The sequence below is a fragment of the Oceanospirillum sanctuarii genome (genome assembly GCF_002150805.1).
Lineage (GTDB): Bacteria > Pseudomonadota > Gammaproteobacteria > Pseudomonadales > Halomonadaceae > Oceanospirillum > Oceanospirillum sanctuarii.
This window is the reverse complement of the sequence record NZ_MTBA01000009.1, coordinates 84239-103253: the sequence shown is the minus strand read 5'-3', so window position 1 is coordinate 103253 and position 19015 is coordinate 84239. Positions and strand designations below refer to the sequence as shown.

The 19015-nt window shown below is 49.4% G+C and carries 14 protein-coding genes; 5 read left to right on the top strand and 9 right to left on the bottom strand.

Going from position 1 to position 19015, the window contains the following annotated elements:
* The first annotated feature begins 63 nt into the window (after nt 1-63).
* Nucleotides 64-846 (top strand): sulfite exporter TauE/SafE family protein, encoded by a 783-nt coding sequence (locus BV405_RS14720; RefSeq protein WP_086481648.1) that lies wholly within the window; start codon nt 64-66, stop codon nt 844-846.
* A gap of 110 nt (nt 847-956) precedes the next feature.
* Here the strand turns inward: BV405_RS14720 and BV405_RS14715 are convergent, their stop codons facing one another.
* From BV405_RS14715 to BV405_RS14690, 6 genes are all read right to left on the bottom strand, one after another.
* Nucleotides 957-1685 (bottom strand): amino acid ABC transporter ATP-binding protein, encoded by a 729-nt coding sequence (locus tag BV405_RS14715; protein WP_217895674.1) that lies wholly within the window; start codon nt 1683-1685, stop codon nt 957-959.
* A 129-nt stretch (nt 1686-1814) separates the two neighbouring features.
* Nucleotides 1815-2930, bottom strand: a complete 1116-nt coding sequence (locus BV405_RS14710) for an amino acid ABC transporter permease (protein WP_245832346.1) — start codon at nt 2928-2930, stop codon at nt 1815-1817.
* Between the two features lie 16 nt (nt 2931-2946).
* Nucleotides 2947-4140, bottom strand: coding sequence for an amino acid ABC transporter permease (locus BV405_RS14705; RefSeq protein WP_086481647.1), 1194 nt, complete (start codon nt 4138-4140; stop codon nt 2947-2949).
* Between the two features lie 72 nt (nt 4141-4212).
* Nucleotides 4213-5232 carry an amino acid ABC transporter substrate-binding protein gene (locus BV405_RS14700; protein WP_086481646.1) on the bottom strand — a complete coding sequence of 340 codons (1020 nt, stop codon included), beginning with the start codon at nt 5230-5232 and terminating at the stop codon, nt 4213-4215.
* A gap of 681 nt (nt 5233-5913) precedes the next feature.
* Nucleotides 5914-6723, bottom strand: coding sequence for an amidohydrolase (locus tag BV405_RS14695; protein ID WP_086481645.1), 810 nt, complete (start codon nt 6721-6723; stop codon nt 5914-5916).
* Nucleotides 6711-7862, bottom strand: coding sequence for a pyridoxal phosphate-dependent aminotransferase (locus tag BV405_RS14690; RefSeq protein WP_086481666.1), 1152 nt, complete (start codon nt 7860-7862; stop codon nt 6711-6713). The genes BV405_RS14695 and BV405_RS14690 overlap by 13 nt, the downstream gene beginning before the upstream one ends.
* A gap of 233 nt (nt 7863-8095) precedes the next feature.
* Between BV405_RS14690 and BV405_RS14685 the strand changes: the two genes are divergently transcribed.
* The 3 genes from BV405_RS14685 (at nt 8096) to BV405_RS14675 (ending at nt 13568) form a co-directional block, all read left to right on the top strand.
* Nucleotides 8096-11062 (top strand): PAS domain S-box protein, encoded by a 2967-nt coding sequence (locus BV405_RS14685; RefSeq protein WP_086481644.1) that lies wholly within the window; start codon nt 8096-8098, stop codon nt 11060-11062.
* A gap of 49 nt (nt 11063-11111) precedes the next feature.
* Nucleotides 11112-12332: a GGDEF/EAL domain-containing response regulator gene (locus BV405_RS14680; protein WP_086481643.1), complete on the top strand. Its 1221-nt coding sequence runs from the start codon at nt 11112-11114 to the stop codon at nt 12330-12332.
* A gap of 141 nt (nt 12333-12473) precedes the next feature.
* Nucleotides 12474-13568: a response regulator transcription factor gene (locus BV405_RS14675; protein WP_086481642.1), complete on the top strand. Its 1095-nt coding sequence runs from the start codon at nt 12474-12476 to the stop codon at nt 13566-13568.
* 109 nt (nt 13569-13677) lie between these two features.
* Here BV405_RS14675 and tcdA read toward each other — a convergent pair whose 3' ends face one another.
* From tcdA to BV405_RS14660, 3 genes are all read right to left on the bottom strand, one after another.
* On the bottom strand, nt 13678-14496 hold the full coding sequence (gene tcdA, locus BV405_RS14670) for a tRNA cyclic N6-threonylcarbamoyladenosine(37) synthase TcdA (protein ID WP_086481641.1): 819 nt from the start codon (nt 14494-14496) through the stop codon (nt 13678-13680).
* A gap of 90 nt (nt 14497-14586) precedes the next feature.
* Nucleotides 14587-15381, bottom strand: a complete 795-nt coding sequence (locus BV405_RS14665; protein WP_086481640.1) for a tRNA pseudouridine(65) synthase TruC — start codon at nt 15379-15381, stop codon at nt 14587-14589.
* Entirely contained in the window at nt 15381-16937 is a 1557-nt protein-coding gene (locus tag BV405_RS14660) for a SulP family inorganic anion transporter (RefSeq protein ID WP_086481639.1), read from the bottom strand. Before BV405_RS14660 ends, BV405_RS14665 begins: the two co-directional genes overlap by 1 nt.
* A gap of 301 nt (nt 16938-17238) precedes the next feature.
* Here BV405_RS14660 and BV405_RS14655 point away from each other — a divergent pair, with 301 nt between their 5' ends.
* The gene (locus BV405_RS14655; RefSeq protein WP_086481638.1) at nt 17239-18930 is read left to right on the top strand and encodes a methyl-accepting chemotaxis protein; all 1692 of its coding nucleotides are present in this window, start codon (nt 17239-17241) and stop codon (nt 18928-18930) included.
* The last annotated feature ends 85 nt before the right edge of the window (nt 18931-19015 follow it).

Genomic DNA, 19015 nt, shown 5'->3' with positions numbered 1-19015 from the left:
CTGATACTGATTACTTCCGCTCTGGTAACCGAGCAATTTTTTGAGTGCATAAGCTGAGCCTATATGGATCTACTACTTTATATTTTATCCGGCGCTGCCGTGGGTCTTGCTGTTGGTCTAACCGGCGTTGGCGGCGGATCTCTGATGACCCCTCTGCTATTGCTATTTGGCTTCCCGCCTCACATCGCTATTGGTACTGACCTGCTGTATGCCTCTATTACTAAAGCGGGCGGGGTAATCGCACACCACAAACAAAAAACCGTCGACTGGAAAATCATGGGCGCTCTGGCCTTGGGCAGCCTGCCGGTTTCAGCCGTTACGGTATGGCTTCTGGCGAACTATTTCCCATCTCCTGAAAGCTATGCCAGTCTGCTGACCCACAGCCTGGGTGTCATGCTGATGCTGACAGCTGGTGTACTGCTTCTTAAGAGTCGTATTAACAAGATGCACGACACGAAAGAAGGCCCGGTTCGTCGCTTTCTGGAACTGCACAAATACCGTTTCACAGTTCTGATGGGTATGCTGCTAGGTTTCTGTGTCACCTTGTCATCGGTTGGTGCCGGTGCTTTCGGTGCCGCTATCCTACTGATTCTGTTCCCGGCTCTGAGCGCTATTCGTATTATAGGTACAGATCTGGCTCATGCTGTGCCTCTGACCCTGATTGCAGGTGTAGGACACATGTTCCTGGGTAATGTGGACTATCAGCTTCTGGCTGCACTTTTAGTGGGTTCTCTGCCGGCAATTCACTTGGGCACCCGACTGAGCACCCGTCTGCCTAATCGTGTACTGCAGCCAATCCTGTCAAGCATGCTGCTGGGACTGGGCATCAAATACGCTTTCTTCTGACAGATAAGCCTCAACATTAAAAACCAAGTTAAGAAAAAGCCCCGACTGAGTGATCAGTCGGGGCTTTTCGTTACATGTAGGTTGGCGTTACAGGAACTTTAACGTGTTAATTAGTGGTTCAGAATCTGGCTCAGGAAAGCCTTGGTCCTTTCTGACTGAGGGTTATTAAAGAACTCGTGTGGTTCATTCTCCTCAATGATCTGACCTTTATCCATAAAGATCACACGGTCAGCGACTGTCTTAGCAAAACCCATCTCGTGAGTTACGCAGAGCATGGTCATACCTTCCTCTGCCAACTCTACCATCACATCCAGTACCTCTTTAATCATCTCGGGATCCAGTGCTGACGTTGGCTCATCAAATAACATCACCTGCGGGTTCATGCACAGACTGCGGGCGATCGCCACGCGCTGCTGCTGACCACCGGAAAGCTGACCCGGGTATTTCAAAGCCTGCTCTTCAATCTTTACACGGCGAAGGTACTTCATCGCGATCTCTTCCGCTTCTTCCCGGGGAGTTTTACGCACCCAGATCGGAGCCAAAGCGCAGTTTTCCAGAACCGTCAGGTGAGGAAACAGGTTAAAGTGCTGAAACACCATACCTACTTCACGACGGATGGTTTCGATATTTTTCAGATCATTATTGAGGGTTGTGCCATCAACTATGATGTCGCCTTTCTGATGCTCTTCAAGACGATTGATACAACGAATTGTGGTGGACTTACCTGAACCGGAGGGACCACAGATAACGATACGCTCGCCTTTTTTAACTTCGAGATTAACGTCTTTGAGCACGTGAAACTGACCGTACCATTTATTAACGCCACGCATCTCGACCATGAGTTTGTCTTCTACCTGATGAGTCATGCTCATAACTACTCCAAATTTTCATGTCGGATAACATATTTCAAAGATTACCCAGACTTTATTCTTATCAGTTGCTGTAGGTGTCGGTCACTCAACAAACCATTAACGGGCACCGTGTCCGGTATGGAAACGCTTCTCCAGATGTTGGCTGTATTTCGACATGCCGTAACAGAACACCCAGAACATCAGTGCCACAAAGGTGTAACCTTCTACCGAGAAACCCAGCCAGTTCGGATCGGAAAGACCCGCCTGAACAATGGCCAGAATGTCAAAGAGGCCAATGATGAGCACCAGACTGGTGTCTTTAAACAGAGCAATAAAGGTGTTCACAATCCCCGGAATCATCAGCTTCAGAGCCTGAGGCAAAACGATCAGTCCCATCATTTTCCAGTAGTTAAGACCCAGAGCCTGAGCGGCCTCATATTGCCCTTTTGGAATCGCCTGCAGACCACCGCGCACCACTTCAGCCATGTAGGCTGACTGGAACATAACGATACCGATCATCGCCCGAAGCAATTTGTCGAAATCGACTTCTCCCGGTAAGAACAGAGGCAGCATCACCGAAGCCATAAAGAGTACTGTGATCAGAGGCACACCACGCCAGAACTCGATGTAGACCACACAAAAGCTCTTAACGATCGGCATCTCTGAGCGACGTCCCAGCGCCAGCAAAACACCAAATGGCAAGGCTGCAACGATGCCGACGATTGCCAAAATCAATGTCAGCGACATCCCGCCCCATTTATGGGTTTCCACAACTTCAAGACCGAAACTTCCCCCATAAAGCAGGAAGTAAGCGATGATCGGATACACCACCAGAGTCAGAACCGATACCAGTCCCTTCTTCGGCAGATTTGGCACCATCAGCCAGATCACCAGTACCGCCAGCATTCCGAAGGTCAGATCAATGCGCCAACGTTCCATCTCAGGATAGAAACCGTACATAAACTGATCGAATCGGTTATAGATGAATACCCAACAGGCACCGCCTGACGTACAGGCATCCCGGTTATCACCGACCCAGTCCGCATTTATAAGGGCCCAGCTGATAGACGGCACCAGCAGAATATAAAGAATGTAGAGGGTAAACAGCGTTAACAATGCATTTACCGGACTCGAGAAAAGATGCATGCGCATCCAGCCAATAACACCGGTACTGTTCGCAGGTGGCGGCAGATCCGGCAGTAACGTATCTGTGACTTTTGCAGAATCACTCACAATGAATACTCCCTTCTTAACGCTCAACCAGCGCCATACGAGTGTTAAACCAGTTCATAAAGGCAGAAACCAGCAAACTCAGCGTCAGGTAAACCAACATGGTCATAAAGATCACCTCAATTGCCTGCCCCGTCTGGTTCAGAGTTGTTCCGGCAAATACCGAAACAAGATCCGGATAACCAATAGCGGTCGCCAGAGAGGAGTTCTTGATCAAATTGAGATACTGACTGGTTAAAGGGGGAATAATGACGCGTACGGCCTGAGGCACTACAACCAGTCGCAGCACCTTGCCTCGATTCAGGCCCAAAGCACTGGCTGCCTCAGTCTGGCCGTGAGAAACAGCCTCAATACCTGAGCGGACAATTTCAGCAATAAAGGCTGCGGTATAGATCGTCAGGGCCACCCAGAGTGCTGCAAGCTCAGGGATAATCGTCATACCGCCACGGAAGTTGAACCCCTTCAGAACAGGTGCTTCCCAGGTAAGCGGGCTGCCCATGACCCAATAGACAAGCAAAGGCAAACCGATAATCAGACCTGCAGCAGTCCACAGCATCGGGAAACGCTGACCGGTTTCATCCTGACGTTTTTTACTCCAGCGGGAGATAAAAAACACAGCAACAACAGCAATAAAGAAAGCAGCAACAACCCAACCAAAACCATCACCGTAGATAGGCTCAGGCATATAAAGGCCACGGACGTTTATGAAAATATTCTCGATAGGTTCAAGGCTTTGACGGGGAGAAGGCAAAGCCCGAAGTACTGCGAAGTACCAGAAGAAGATCTGAATCAGCAGCGGAATATTACGAAAGATCTCGACATAGGCGGACGCAACTTTTGAGATCAACCAGTTATTGGAAAGTCGGGCAATACCCATGATAAAGCCCAGAAGGGTTGCGGCTATAATCCCCAGAACAGAAACCAAAAGGGTGTTCAGTAAGCCTACAAAAAAAGTTCGTCCGTAACTGCTGGATTCGGAGTAATCGATCAGGGACTGAATGATTCCGAAACCGGCTTCCTGTGAAAGAAATGCAAAACCTGTGGTGATACCCCGACTCTCGAGATTATGCAGGGTGTTTTGAACAATCATCCCGACAAAACCCAGCACTGCGATAACCAGTAAGCTCTGGAACAAAATGGCTCGTTTTGCAGGGTCATGCCAGAAGCGCGTCTTCTGTGAAGCTGACGGCGACTTGTTGGCATCAGATGACATAGGCGGATCTCCTACTTTCAGAACAAAAACGCAAACGGGAGGTTGAGCATCCTCAACCTCCTGTCATCAGACTTAGCGAATTGGCGGTGCGTACTGCAGACCACCTTTGTTCCAAAGCGCGTTCAGACCACGCTCAATTTTTAGCGGAGAGTTCATACCAAGATTACGATCAAACGCTTCGCCGTAGTTACCTACTTGCTTAACGATGTTGTAAGCCCAGTTATCAGCCAGGCCCAAGCCTGTACCCTTAATACCTTCAGCACCTACGAATCGGGCAATATTCGGATTCTTAGAGTTCTTCTTGCCATCAATATTTTTTGAGGTAAGACCCAGTTCCTCAGCGTTGATCATGGCGAACAGCGACCACTTAACAACATTAAACCAGGCATCATCACCCTGACGAACAACCGGTCCCAGAGGCTCTTTAGAAATAATCTCCGGCAGAATCATTGCCGAGTTAGGGTTGGAAAGCTTGATGCGTAGCGCATAGAGCTGAGACTGGTCAGAAGTCAGAACGTCACAACGACCTGCTTCAAAACCTTTTACCGTCTGATCCGCAGTATCGAAAACCACCGGTTCAAACTGCATCTTGTTTTCACGGAAATAATCCGCAGCGTTCAGCTCTGTGGTGGTACCTGACTGAATACACATAGATGCGCCATCCAGCTCAAGAGCACTCTTCACGCCTAGGTTTTTATTGATCAGGAAACCCTGACCATCATAATAAGTGACACCCGCAAAATTCAGACCCAGGGAGCTATCGCGGGTCAGCGTCCAGGTAGTTACACGGGAAAGTACGTCGATCTCACCGGACTGTAACGCAGTAAAACGCTCTTTCGCATTCAGAGGAATATATTTAACTTTACTGGCATCCCCTAAGGTTGCCGCAGCGATACCACGACAAACATCAACATCCATTCCCTTCCAGTTGCCTTTGTCATCAGGGTTGGAGTAACCCGGTACACCCGTGGTTACACCACACTGAACAAAACCCCGTTCTTTAACAGCTGCCAGAGTATCAGCGGCAGATGCATTTACAGAAAGACCTACTGTCATAGCTGCTGTAGCAGCAATCAGACCCATTTTCTTCATTGTTATTAATCCTCTAGTGTCTTGGGGATTCGTAGTAGCTTATGGCTACATACTCACCTTTAGTCTATATGCAACGGCTATTCCAATTTGCATTTAAACGACTGTTTTAGTTTTTCAGTTTCCTGAACACCGGTTCAAAAATTCCTTTTCGAATCGCGTTCAGCCTGATCAGGCTGGGTTTCGTCAACACCAACCTTTACCTTCAGGTAGATAAAACTTTAAACAGAGAAAAAACCGGAAAATGGATAAGGTTTTGCTGAGATTGCACTCAAATACAGCACAAAAAGTTACTTTTGAGTGCACAAAGCTCTGCAAAACCAAGCTCAGGTAACACTTTTTTGTTACCTGACGACTGACCGGTTCTGATTTTCAGGTTAGTTCAGATTTTGATAACCGCACTGAAAAGTAAGTCTTTTTCACCGCTCAGGCTGTCGCTAATGAAAGAAAAGGCATCGATAGGAAATGGAGAAATAGCAACGGATGAAGCCATTGCAGAGTACATGCCCTAGGCAAAACCGGAGCTGCACCAGTGAAGAGCAGCGGCGATTATCTTGCAGAAAATAAAAACCTCCTGAAGATTTTTACTTCAGGAGGTTTTATCAGAGCTACAGTGAGGAAGTAGATGGTTAACCAACCAAAAGGAGTTTGCTGTAACTCTGGGGGGTTGCTTAACTCTGCGCTTTACTCAAAACCAAAAGCGTCAGCATCTTCAAAAGCTGGAAACGCTTTACGAAAGTCCTGCAAGCTGTTCAGATCGATACTGTATGTGGAAACAAAAGCCTCTCCAGCCTTGTGATCTTCAAGACTATGACCTTTAAAGTCGATCAGTGCTGAACGGCCACTGTAAGCCAGCCCGTTACCATCCGTTCCAACCCGATTCACACCAGCTACATAGCAAAGGTTCTCAATCGCACGGGCCTGCAGCAAAACCTGCCAAGGATGCTCACGAACTTCCGGCCAGTTGGCCACATAGATCGCCAGATCATAGTCATTGTGATTCCTGCTCCACACTGGGAAGCGAAGGTCATAACAGATCTGAGGAAAAATGCGCCAGCCTCTGTACTCGATGACATCACGGGTCTGACCTGCCTGATAATGTTCATGCTCTCCGGCCATGCGGAACAGGTGATGCTTATCATAAGAGTGCCAGAGACCATCCGGCTGAACCCAGTAAAAGCGGTTATAACAACCAGCATCATCCTTAACCGCGACGCTGCCACACACTACAGCTGAAATCGAAGCCGCCTGTTGCTGCATCCATTGCAGGGTTTGCTGGTCTGCGGGTTCGGCAATGGCTTCAGGCTCCATGGAGAAACCTGTGGTGAACATTTCAGGCAGAATCACCAGATCTGTATTGCCCGCCAAAGACGCTAGCTTATCCGTAAACATCGCTCGGTTCTGCTCGGGCTCATGCCAGAAAAGATCTGACTGAACCAGAGTGACCCGCAATGTATTAAGTGCGCTCTGATCATTTTCCACTAGAGACGACATAACAACTCTCCTGCCTGTTTCAAAGTGTCTTCATTTTTGGCAAAACAGAAACGTACCAGTTTCATTTCAGCAGACGGCTTTTCGCAGAATACAGAAACCGGAATAGCCGCAACCCCCGCTTCAGTGGTCAGCCAACGGGCAAAGCTGACGTCGTCCAGATCACTGATCTGGCTGTAATCCGCTAACTGGAAGTAAGTCCCCTGGCTTGGGCTGAAATCAAACCGACTGTTCTGAATCTCCCGGCAGAAAATATCGCGTTTCTCCTGATAGAAAGCCGGTAGTTCATTTTCATATTCAGGATGGGCATTCATGTAGTCTGCAATCGCCAGCTGCATAGGCGTCGGCGTACAAAAGGCAATGTACTGATGCACCTTGCGCAACTCCGCAGAAAGCTCTTTCGGGGCCACACAATAACCGATCTTCCACCCAGTGATGTGATAGGTCTTACCAAAGGAAGAGATAACAAAGCTACGCTTTGCCAACTCTTCATGGGTTAGCAGGCTATTGTGAGGCTGACCGTCAAAAACGATGTGCTCATAGACCTCATCCCCTAACAGCAGGATGTGAGTATCCCGAATCAGAGTCGCCAGCTTATCCAGCTCTTCACGGGTCAGACTTACACCGCTCGGATTATGAGGCGCGTTGACAATAATCATCCGGGTTCGGGGCGTAATCGCATCTTCAAGCGCCTGCCAATTGATTCTGAATTCCGGCAGGTCCAGAGCGACATGGCGACAGATCCCGCCATTAAGCTCGATGGCGGGCTCATAGCAGTCATAGCAGGGATCAAACACAATCACTTCATCCCCCTGCCGAACCGTGGCACTGATCGCGGCATAGATCGCCTCAGACGCACCAGAAGTCACCGTCACATCGGTATCTGCATTAACCTGTGCACCATAAAGACGAGCAACTTTATCTGCAATCGCCTGACGCAATGGAGGAACTCCAACAAAAGGCGCATATTGATTTGCACCGGATTGCATATAGTGAGTAACACGCTCCCGGATCATCTCTGGGCCATCGAAATCGGGAAATCCCTGAGAAAGGTTGACCGCTTTATGTTCAGCAGCCAGCTGCGACATAACACTGAAAATAGTGGTGCCCACTTTTGGAAGTTTGGTTTCCGGGTAGTGCATATAAAAGGACTCCAGAAGGGTCTGTTCTTTAAGCAGAAACAATCATGGTGAAAAATTGCCCTGATGGTATGCACAATGCATAGTCAGCACAAGCAGCATGAGAAAAGATGACCTGCTGCAAAACAACAACAAAAACTCATCTTAGTGTTTGATTTTCATTGGCTAATAACCTAGTTCTTAAAAAGTGAGTGGTTGTAGTCAGAATCCTATCGAACACGACACAAGGGAATGCCATGTCTGGTTCCGCAGAAGCATCTCAGAAAGCGTTGCACACCTCTCTGCTGCTATTAACGCAGCTGGAGCAAAACATGCCTTTGTCCGGGGTTCTGATCGGAGCTCTGGAGGCGATGATCCGGCAATCCGAAAGTCGATTTGCCTTTCTACTGCATAACCACTCCGGAACTCTGATTTCCGACTTTGCCGCACATGATCCGGAAAAGCCCTCAGATAAAGAGCACCTGCAGAAACACGCATCGGATATTCTTTCCTGCTTGCTCCCACAGATGCGACGCACAGTTCCTCTGATAGCTAACAGCTCCACCGCGGTCAAAGCAGAGTTAAGTAACACTATGGCCTGGCGGCTTTTTCAGCGGGTATTACTGATCCCACTGAACAATACTCTGGGGGATAAAAAAGGCATTCTGGTTTTGTTTGGTCGTCCCGACAACTACTCTTCTGAGGAAATTATCGGCCTTGAGCCTCTGATATCTCTTTGTGTCAACCTGTTGGCACTGGACGAGCAAAAGCCGGAAGAAGAGCGGGAGCTGATCAGCAAACAACCACCAGAACAACCTCCCGGCAACCAAAACGAATACGATTACCAGTTCATTCACAGTAAAGATCCCCGTTTTATCACCACTGCCGAAGGCATCATTATTCACCACAATGCTGCGGCTGAAAGCCTGCTGGCATTTCCCACAGAGAAACTGACCGGACAACCTCTGACGCGCCTGATCCCTAAGCTCCAGCTTAATCTGCACCAAAAAGACCCGGATCAGTTTCAGGAACTGAAAGCCTTCAGCAAAACCGGCAAGCTGATCAATGTCCGCGTCGCCTGTACTCCGTTTATCCAACATTCCGAACTCTTGTTTTCCATTCAGGTGCAGGATATTCGTGCTGAGATGGAAACCAAAACCGAGCGTCATGAACGCGCCTTTCGGATTCAGAAACAGCAGCGAGCCACCCTCGAGGTCGCCCGGATTGCAACACAGGAAGAAGCTCCCTTTGAGCGTCTGGTAAGAGACATCTGCCAGTTAGCATCCAGCACACTAAAAACGCCAAGGGCAGGCATCTGGCTGTCGGAAGAAGGTTCACCGGTATTTCGTAATGTCGTGCAGATCGATCAGTCTCAGGCCGACTATTGCGAAAGCACACCTCTGATCCTGAACAGTAATGCCACTTTTGTTCGTCAACTGGAACAGGTTCGGGTTTTGTCACTGGCTAACCTTAATGGCCCTAATCCAAATAACAGCTTTCTGTCGCAGGAATATATTCAGCGTAATCAGACTGCCACTCTTATATGCGCGGCTTTTATCAAGAACAGTAATCTGATCGGTTTTCTGATGGTCGAGGACTCCGAACGCACGCTGTGGCATGAAGACCAGTACAACTTCGTTCGTGAAGTCGCCAACTATTTGCACATTCTGGTTCTCAACGAACACCGTCAGAAGATCCAGAGCGATCTGATTCAACAGGAACAGCAGTTCCGACTGCTTTTCTTCGATAGCCCTCTGGCGATGATGGCCTTTGACCGGGAAAGCTTTCAGTTTATTGCGGTGAATCACACAGCGACGGAAGTGTTTGGTTACTCACTCAGCGAGATGCTCAGCAAGGGCATCTACGACCTGATCCCGATTCAGCAGGTGATGGATATCCATGCTCTGGTTTCCATCAATAATGACAACGGTAACTATCATGTGCTGGAGAGCCGGATGCAGAAGCATTCCGGCGAAGTGGTTGATGTCGAGATTCACTCTCACTCGATTAATCTCTCTTCAAGACCTTCGATTCTGATGGTGGTACACGATATCACCGAGAAAAAACGGATTGAGACCAGCCTGCGCCGTACCCAGAAAATGGAAGCCGTCGGCCAGCTTGTTGGCGGTATCGCCCACGACTTCAATAACATCACAAACATCATTAAGGGTCATGCCGAACTGCTGGAGATGAAACTGGCCGATAATGAGAAAGCCACTAAACACATCAACGCCATCACCAAAGCGGCAACCCGAACCACCAGCCTGACCCACAAGCTGATGCAGTTCTCCCGCCAGCAACAGATCAACAGTGAGGTCTGCCACATCGGCGATATTCTGGGCGACCTGATTGAGCTGATGACCAAATCGCTGACCAAGAACATTCAGGTGGTGATGGAGATAGCTCCCGACCTTTGGCCGGTGCTGATTGACCGGGGGGATTTTGAGGATGTGATGATCAATCTGGCTATTAATGCCAGAGATGCGATGGATGGGCACGGCACACTGACCATTGGGGCATCCAATATTTGCCTCGATATGGATAGCCCTCTGATCGTCAGAGATCGCCAACCGGGAAATTACACCTGTATCTATGTCAGAGATACCGGCTCGGGTATTCCGAAAGAACTGCAGGAAAAAATCTTTGATCCTTTTTTCACCACCAAAGAGAAAGGTAAAGGGACAGGCCTTGGCCTGAGTATGGTTTACGGTTTTGCCAAACGTAGTGGCGGTTTCCTTGAACTGGAAACCCGTGAAGGAGTCGGCACCACCTTCTACCTGTGGCTACCACAAACCGAAACAAAATCTACCGTGGGCAGTGCCCCCAATAATTTTGTACCGGATATCGAAATTTCAGCCGGCCACACTGCTCTGGTTGTGGATGATGAAGAGGATATCCGCTCATCCCTCAGTGAAATACTCGATGCGATCGGTTTTGACGTAAAGCAGGCTGAAAATGCAGCCCATGCGCGTCAGGTTATCCAGAACGAGGCCAAAAGCTTCTCTCTGGTGCTGTCCGACATCGTGATGCCCGGAGAAGAAAACGGCGTCAACCTCGCCCGATGGGTAAAAGAGCACTCCCCGGAAACACGGGTGATACTGGCATCAGGATATTCGGAAAATATCAGCCTTGCTGAAGCTCGCAGCGTTTCCTGCGAACTGTTGAAAAAACCCTTTGGCCGTCAGGATATTCTTCATATTCTGAGCCACTGGCAATGGAATTGAATACCTAGACAGGGCACCGAATGTGTTTGATCGGAGCCATGGAGTTTCTATGAACAATATTTCAACACCGTTGAAAAAACATCTGCTGGTTATTGATGACGAACAGGACATTTGTGAGCTGGTCAGCGACGTAGCCGATATGCTCGGCTTTTCCACGGAACAGTGCAGTGTGCTGAACGAACTGGATGATCTGAAGCTCAATCCGCTACCGGATGTTCTCGCTCTGGACCTTTCGATGCCCGATGTTGACGGCATTGAAATTATCAATCACCTGGGTTCACTGGCGGTTAAGCCACAACTGATTCTGATGACAGGTTTCGAGCGCTCTGTACTCGATGGCGCGCACAAACTGGCAGATCGACTGAATGTACCCGTGCTGGGACAATTGAATAAGCCCTTCAGTATCCAGATGCTGAAAGATCTTTTGGAACTGCCGCTCATACAGACCAAGCCTGCAGCATCAAAAAGCGGAGCCAAGCCCAGTGCTCAAAAGTTTGCTCCTGAGGATATCGCCAAAGGGATTCAGAATGGTGAATTTGTGGCTTATTACCAGCCTCAAATCGACCTGAAAACCGGTGAACTTCACGGCGTAGAGGCTCTGGTTCGCTGGCATCATCCGAATGGGCTGGTGATGCCTGATGATTTCCTGCCGGAAATTGAAAGTAATCAGCAGATTCTGCCGCTGACAGAAAGCGTGATTGAGCAAACCATGAGACAGATGATCTATTGGCAGGCATCCGGTTTACCTCCGATGCAAACCTCAATCAATTTGTCTGCCGCCTATCTGGGTGAACTGGATCTGCCCGGCCTGATGCTTCGGCTGTTAAAAGACCATCCGATTCCTGCTGAGCTGATCACATTCGAAATCACCGAACGCATCGGCCTTAACGATAATAATCAGGCGGTTCTGGATACCCTCACCCGTCTGCGCCTGAAGGGTTTTTACCTGTCTATTGATGACTTCGGCACCGGTTATTCCTCTCTGTCTCAGCTCAACCAGCTACCCTTTAACGAGATCAAAATTGATAAAAGTTTTGTCTTCCACATGCTGAGCAGCCCTATTTCAAAAGCTATTGTCGAGTCATCCATATCCCTCGCCCGACAGCTGAACGTACGCTGTATCGCGGAGGGTATTGAAACGGAAGAAATCAGAGATGCCCTTCAGATGATGGGTTGTGATATCGGACAGGGTTATCTGTACAGCAAAGCCCTGCCTCCGGAAGACTTTATCAAATGGGCTGCGGCCTACGTCAATGAAACCAGAGTCTGAGAACGCTATACCTTAAGCAGACTCACTGTCGTAATTGACCAATGTAAAGAATCAGGCCCCACTCAAATTATTTAGTTATGTTGGTAAAAATCATAATAACAAGAGCTGTCCCCACCGGCTGATGACTAAGGATCAATAAGAATGAATGAGCTAACTCTTCTGATCGTAGATGATGACGAGATGCACTGTGAGATGGTCACTGACATGCTGGAAGGCGAGTACCAGCTTTTCTCTGCCACCACCAGTGAAGACGCCGAAACCCTTTTTAAAGAACACAAACCGGACATTATCCTGTTAGATATTAATATGCCCGGTAAGAGTGGAATTGAACTTTGCCGCGAGTTGAAAGAGTCTGACCAGGAGTTTTCGGTCATCTTTGTTTCCGGACACAACTCCCTGGAAGAGCGCCTGAAAGCCTACGATGCCGGTGGCGATGACTTCGTTCCCAAGCCTTTTGAAATGAAGGAACTGTTCGCCAAAGTACATGCCGTTGCTGAATACCAACTGTCCAAACGCAGCCTGAAAGATCAGGAAGCTTTCTCCCGTACCATGGCTTTCCAGTCCATGGCAGAAGCCTCTCAATATGGCTACGTACTCCAGTTCTTCAAAAACAGCATGCAGGCCAGCTCACTGGATGAAGTTGCCAAGCACTTCTTTGAAATGATGGGCAGTCTGAACCTGATTACCAGCCTGCAGTTTCATGGTAAAGAGACCCACTCCTACGACCAGATCAACGGTGAGTGCAGCCCGATTGAGCTAAATATTTTTGAGCTGTTAAGGGGTGTTGGTCGTCTGTATGACTTTGATAATCGCACCATCCTGAATGACAACCATGTCTCCTTCCTGATCAAAAACATGCCGATGGATGATGAGGTGAATTACGGTCGCCTGCGGGATGTTACCGCAGTCATTATTGAAGGGCTTGAAGCTAAATATCTGGATCTCGAACGGGAAAAAGCCCTGAAAGGTATTCTGGGTAAGGTGCAGACTATTATCGACCAGCTAAGCTCAGAAATCAGCGGCCATGAAACCAAGATGGCCTCTCAGATCAACAATATCATTCTTGAGATTCGCGCCAGCTTCCACGAACTGGATCTGACACTGGAGCAGGAAGACTACTTCTCTCAAGTGATTGAAAAGAGTCTGAATGAGATGGATACTGCACAGGATGGCCTGAGTGATGCAAGTAAAGCACTGAATGAGCTGGCTCAGCAGATTATCAATGTAATTAAGTAATCCTGAGCAAATCCGGTATTCAAATGCCCAAAGCAAAAAGCCCCGAATCTATCACTCTGCATAAGAGAAGGATTCGGGGCTTTTCAGTAGCAAACCTGCCGGATTAGATTCAGCGGGCTTGTTTCGTCTTTTCTTCCGCCTGACGCTGAGCTTTAGCTGCCAGCTTTTTCAGAATGCGGGATACCGCCACAAAAGCAAAGGTCCCTGTTACCACAGTGACCGCACCAAAACCGCTACGACAATCCAATCGGGTAGACTCACCATTATCCGGTTTCTGATGACACACTTCCCCATCGTCGGATGGGTAAACCAGCTGCTCGGTTGAGTAAACCGCCTCCACCGAGAAACGTCGTTTCAGATTGGTCGGAAAACCATACTGACGACGCAACTGATTGCGGGTTTTGGCCAGCAGCGGATCCTGCTCGGTTTTACTCAGATCTGCAATCTGAATCTGCAGAGGGTCTGTCTGACCGCCCGCACCACCGATAGTAATCAGCGGGATTTTATTACGACGACAATAAGCGATCATGGCGCACTTATGCTTTACCGAGTCGATCGCATCCAGCACATAATCAAACTCTTTCAGCATCAGCTCCGCAACATTCTTTTCCGTGACAAAAGCAGAGATCGCATTCACCTCACAGGTCGGATTGATCGCCTTGATGCGCTCAGCCATAGACTCAACTTTTGGCCGTCCCACCTGACCATCCATCGCGTGAATCTGGCGGTTTATGTTGGAAGTACAGATATCATCCAGATCGATCAGGGTAATTTTACCGATACCACTTCGGGCCAGTGCTTCAGCGCCCCAGGAACCCACGCCACCAATACCGACAACGGCAACATGAGCCTTAGCAAAAGCTTCTGCCGCCACTGCACCATAAAGACGGGAGATACCACCAAAACGAAAACCGTAATCATCATTCATCTGCGTAACTCTGCTGGAAAATACTGACTATCCAAGACCGCAAGCATCAGGCTATGGGACGAGACCCAAGACCTGCTTACAGGCTAAAAATTAACTTAACTGATCGACCCAGTCCTGCCAGCCAAGGCGGGACATAATACTCTGCATAGAGGCTTCAAGAGGCGCTTTAACCGTTAACCGCTCACCGGAAACCGGATGGGCAAACGAGATAATTGTCGCGGCTAAGAGTAAACGATCACTATCAAGGTGCTCTTTGAAGTACCGGTTATAACGCCCTCGGCCGTGTTTGGCATCGCCAATAATCGGATGGTTGATATGCTTCAGGTGCCGGCGAATCTGGTGACGACGACCGGTTTCCGGTTTCACCTCCACCAGAGAAAAACGGCTCTGGGGATAGCGCTCAATACAGGCATCCAGCTCTGCGGTTGCAAGACAACGGTAACGGCTGAATGCAGGCTGAGGCTCACTCTTCTCTTTTGAACCTTTAATGCGCTTATCCGGCTCTTCCACCAGAGCGTGATCAATTTCACCAGCCTCAGGGGCATAACCCCGAACAACGGCAACATAGGTTTTATCAACCTCGTGAGCCATCATCTGTTCACCCAGCTTGCGGGCCACCTCAGAACTCAGGGCAAAGACCAGAGCACCGGATGTTGGCTTATCCAGACGATGTACAGGAAACACTTTCTGGCCGATCTGGTTACGAACCATCTGCAAAGCAAAGCGGGTCTCATGACGATCAATCGGGCTGCGATGCACCAGCAAACCGGAAGGTTTGTTGATCACGACCAGATGTTCATCCTGATACAAAACGGGCAGGATCTCCTCCTGCCCGTTTTGTGAGCCGGAGACCTGCTCCGGCTGTATATTCTTAGCCGTCGACATTACGCCAGCTTGTCCGTCGCAACGTGATATTTAGGATCTTCAATCACGTTCACTTCAACCAGATCACCGGCTTTCTGCAGGAGATCACGGCACTCACCACTCAGGTGGCGAAGGTGCAGGGTTTTACCCGCCGCAATATATTTTTCTGCCAGTGCATCGATCGCTTCCAGTGCCGAGTGATCACTTACACGGGAGTTACGGAAGTCCAGGACCACATCCTGCGGGTCATTCTTCGGATCAAACTGCTCACGGAAGTTATTGATCGAAGCAAAGAACAGCGGACCTGTCAGTTCATAAACACGGTGGTTGTCATCTTCTTCAAGAATACGCACCTGAATGTGCTTAGCATGCTCCCATGCAAAGATCAGCGCCGATACGATCACACCGACAATTACCGCAATTGCCAGATCCGTTACTACGGTCACACCGGATACAAGCACGATAACAAAAGCATCGGACTTAGGAATCTTACCCATCATGCGCAGACTGGCCCACTCGAAGGTACCAATCACCACCATAAACATTACACCGATCAGAGCGGCTACCGGGATCATCTCAATCAGAGAGGAGGTAAACAGAATAAACAGCAGCAGGAAAATAGCCGCCGTAATACCAGACAGACGGCCACGGCCACCGGAGTTAATATTGATCATACTCTGACCAATCATGGCACAACCGCCCATACCACCGAAGAAACCGGTCAGAATGTTCGCGGTCCCCTGCCCCACGCACTCTTTGTTGCCACGGCCACGGGTTTCGGTCATTTCGTCGATCAAACTCAGAGTCAGCAGGGATTCAATCAGACCAACTGCTGCCAGAATCAGAGAGTAAGGCAAGATGATCCACAGAGTTTCCAGGGTCATCGGCACCATAGGAATATGGAATTCCGGGAAACCACCAGCGATAGAGGCCAGAGGGTCATTAGTCATATCCGCCAGTACGTTCTGTACCGTACGGGCATCCAGATCCATAAAGATCACCAGCAAGGTCACGGTCACAATCGCGGCCAGAGAAGATGGGATCGCTTTAGTCAGCTTAGGCAGGAAGAAGATAATCGCCATGGTCAGAGCGATCAGACCCGCCATGATCATCAAAGGCTCGCCACTCATCCAGACCATTTCACCGGATTCATCTTTCCATTTGAACTGCCCCAGCTGCGCCAGGAAGATCACAATGGCCAGACCGTTTACAAAGCCCAGCATCACAGGATGGGGCACCATGCGGATAAACTTACCCAACCGGAATACCCCTGCCATGATCTGGAAGAAGCCCATCAGTACGACCGCAGCAAACAGATACTCAACCCCGTGCTCTGCCACCAGAGACACCATTACCACCGCTAGTGCACCGGTAGCACCTGAGATCATACCAGGACGACCACCAATACAAGCCGTCACCAGCCCCACCATAAAGGCTGCATAAAGACCCACTAAGGGTTCAACACCGGCAACAAAAGCAAAAGCAACCGCTTCAGGCACCAGAGCCAGAGCAACCGTCAGGCCGGATAAAACGTCATTCTTCATTTGAGCAGGCGTCAAATAGCGGGTGGAGTCCATGTGTACCTCAGACTGTTTGCAGTGATGGTAAGCCGGTTGGCAGAAAAGGGGCGAGATTTTACAGCATGGGGGCAAGCAGTGCAAAAGCCTGCTCCCCCGTTATCAAAGGGCTTCGGGGCTGACGGGATAGCCCAACTGTCATCCGTTCCGGCCCAGTCACTAAAACCCTGTACAAAGTATTACTTTATGACTGGCAAAACTGGGCGATAATGCATAACGTGTTCTGAATATTCACGCATTCACAGCCGGTTTCGCACAGATTCACTGCAGGGAATGCAATTTTGTTATTAAGGATTATCCTATGAGAAACCTGGGCCTCTTTGGCAAGATGGCGGTGCCTATTATTGCCCTGATCGCCATTATCATGCTGATTCTGGTGTTCTTTATTCCCAAACAGATGAGCGAAACGGTGGTTGAAGGAGTCATTGAAAACTCCCAGTCCACCGTTGATCAGTTCAAAACCCTGCGCAAATACTACACCCAGAATGTAGTGGGTAAGGCTCTGGCATCCGGTGCGCTGAAACCCGATAGCGACCACAAGGAGCATGGCAACAAGATTCCTCTGCCTGCGACTATGATTCACGACCTGAGTGACCTGATGAAGGACAAGGGTCTGATTCTGAAACTCTACAGTGAATACCCTTTCCCAAACCGTGCAAACCGTCGTCTGGATGAGTTTGAGCAGAACGCCTGGAAACAGCTGGTTCAGAGCCCGGACAGCACCGTTGTTGAGCAGTTCGAAGAAAATGGCCGCACACTGGTTCGTGTGGCAATCTCGGACAAGATGTCCGCTCCGGCTTGTGTGTCTTGTCACAACACACATCCGCAAACACCGAAAAACGACTGGAAGATGGGTGATGTTCGCGGTGTGCTGGAAGTTACCACCGACATTACTGATCAGCTGGCTGCTGGCCGTGCTACCAGCTTCAAGATCACAGGCCTTGTGGTTTCCCTGCTGCTTGTGATGCTGCTGGCTCTCTGGCTGATCTACCGCAATGTGATCCAGCAGCGCATGGATCATCTGAACGATGCCATGGATGAAATCGCCCACGGCGATGGTGACCTGACCGCACGTCTGGATGAGTCCGGCAATGACGAAATCACCCACCTGTCCCGAGCTTTCAACCGCTTTACCGGTCATATCCGTGAGATGGTTCAGCAGATGGCAGATACCAGCCAGAGCCTTAACGACACCTCTGAAGCGATGAACCAGATTGCCGTTGATAACAGCCATCGTCTGGAACGTCAGGCACAGGAGACCAACCAGGCAGCAACGGCGATTAACGAGATGGCCGCAACTGTTGCTGATGTGGCGAAAAATGCTGCAGAAGCGGCACAGGCAGCGCAAACTGCCAGTCAGGTTGCCCGTGATGGCCATAAAGTCGTTGATGCCACCCGCCACGATATTGATGGTTTGTCTAACAATATCAACAGCGCTATGGATGCGATTCACAAGCTGGAAGAGCAATCCGAAAATATCACGGGTATGGTAAATGTGATTCAGGCTATTGCTGAGCAGACCAACCTGCTGGCTCTGAACGCGGCTATTGAGGCTGCCCGTGCCGGTGAACAGGGCCGGGGCTTCGCGGTAGTTGCCGATGAAGTTCGTAGTCTGGCAGGCCGTACTCAGGAAGCAACAGAAGAGATTCAGCAGGTAATCTCTGCGCTGCAAAATGGCACCAATAATGCCGTGAGCCTGATGAAACAGAGCTGCACTCAGGCGGAACAAACCGTTGAGCAGGCAGAAGCCGCGAATGATGCTCTGAATGCGATCTCAAGCGCTGTCAGCCAGATCACAGCCATGAACGATCAGATCGCCAGCGCCAGTGAAGAACAAAGTGCTGTGGCGATGGAGATTGAGCAGAACATTATGGCGATCAACGAGATGTCTGATGAATCTGCTCATACCTCTGAGCAGACTGCAGAAAACAGTAACCGTCTGACCACACTGGCTCACGAACTTAAATCCCTCGTAGGCCGATTTAAATACTAGCTCCTAAAATACTGGCTTTGTTCATATTTGAAAGCCACTAGAAAACAGAAGGGCTCACTTGATAGTGAGCCCTTTTTCATTCATA

Coding starts and splice junctions, on each gene's coding strand:
- BV405_RS14660 (WP_086481639.1), bottom strand. CDS start 16,937: ATGGACTCCACCCGCTATTTGACGCCTGCTCAAATGAAGAATGACGTT.
- BV405_RS14720 (WP_086481648.1), top strand. CDS start 64: ATGGATCTACTACTTTATATTTTATCCGGCGCTGCCGTGGGTCTTGCT.
- BV405_RS14675 (WP_086481642.1), top strand. CDS start 12,474: ATGAATGAGCTAACTCTTCTGATCGTAGATGATGACGAGATGCACTGT.
- BV405_RS14715 (WP_217895674.1), bottom strand. CDS start 1,685: ATGGTCGAGATGCGTGGCGTTAATAAATGGTACGGTCAGTTTCACGTG.
- BV405_RS14700 (WP_086481646.1), bottom strand. CDS start 5,232: ATGAAGAAAATGGGTCTGATTGCTGCTACAGCAGCTATGACAGTAGGT.
- BV405_RS14685 (WP_086481644.1), top strand. CDS start 8,096: ATGTCTGGTTCCGCAGAAGCATCTCAGAAAGCGTTGCACACCTCTCTG.
- BV405_RS14705 (WP_086481647.1), bottom strand. CDS start 4,140: ATGTCATCTGATGCCAACAAGTCGCCGTCAGCTTCACAGAAGACGCGC.
- BV405_RS14680 (WP_086481643.1), top strand. CDS start 11,112: ATGAACAATATTTCAACACCGTTGAAAAAACATCTGCTGGTTATTGAT.
- BV405_RS14665 (WP_086481640.1), bottom strand. CDS start 15,381: ATGTCGACGGCTAAGAATATACAGCCGGAGCAGGTCTCCGGCTCACAA.
- BV405_RS14695 (WP_086481645.1), bottom strand. CDS start 6,723: ATGTCGTCTCTAGTGGAAAATGATCAGAGCGCACTTAATACATTGCGG.
- tcdA (WP_086481641.1), bottom strand. CDS start 14,496: ATGAATGATGATTACGGTTTTCGTTTTGGTGGTATCTCCCGTCTTTAT.
- BV405_RS14690 (WP_086481666.1), bottom strand. CDS start 7,862: ATGCACTACCCGGAAACCAAACTTCCAAAAGTGGGCACCACTATTTTC.
- BV405_RS14655 (WP_086481638.1), top strand. CDS start 17,239: ATGAGAAACCTGGGCCTCTTTGGCAAGATGGCGGTGCCTATTATTGCC.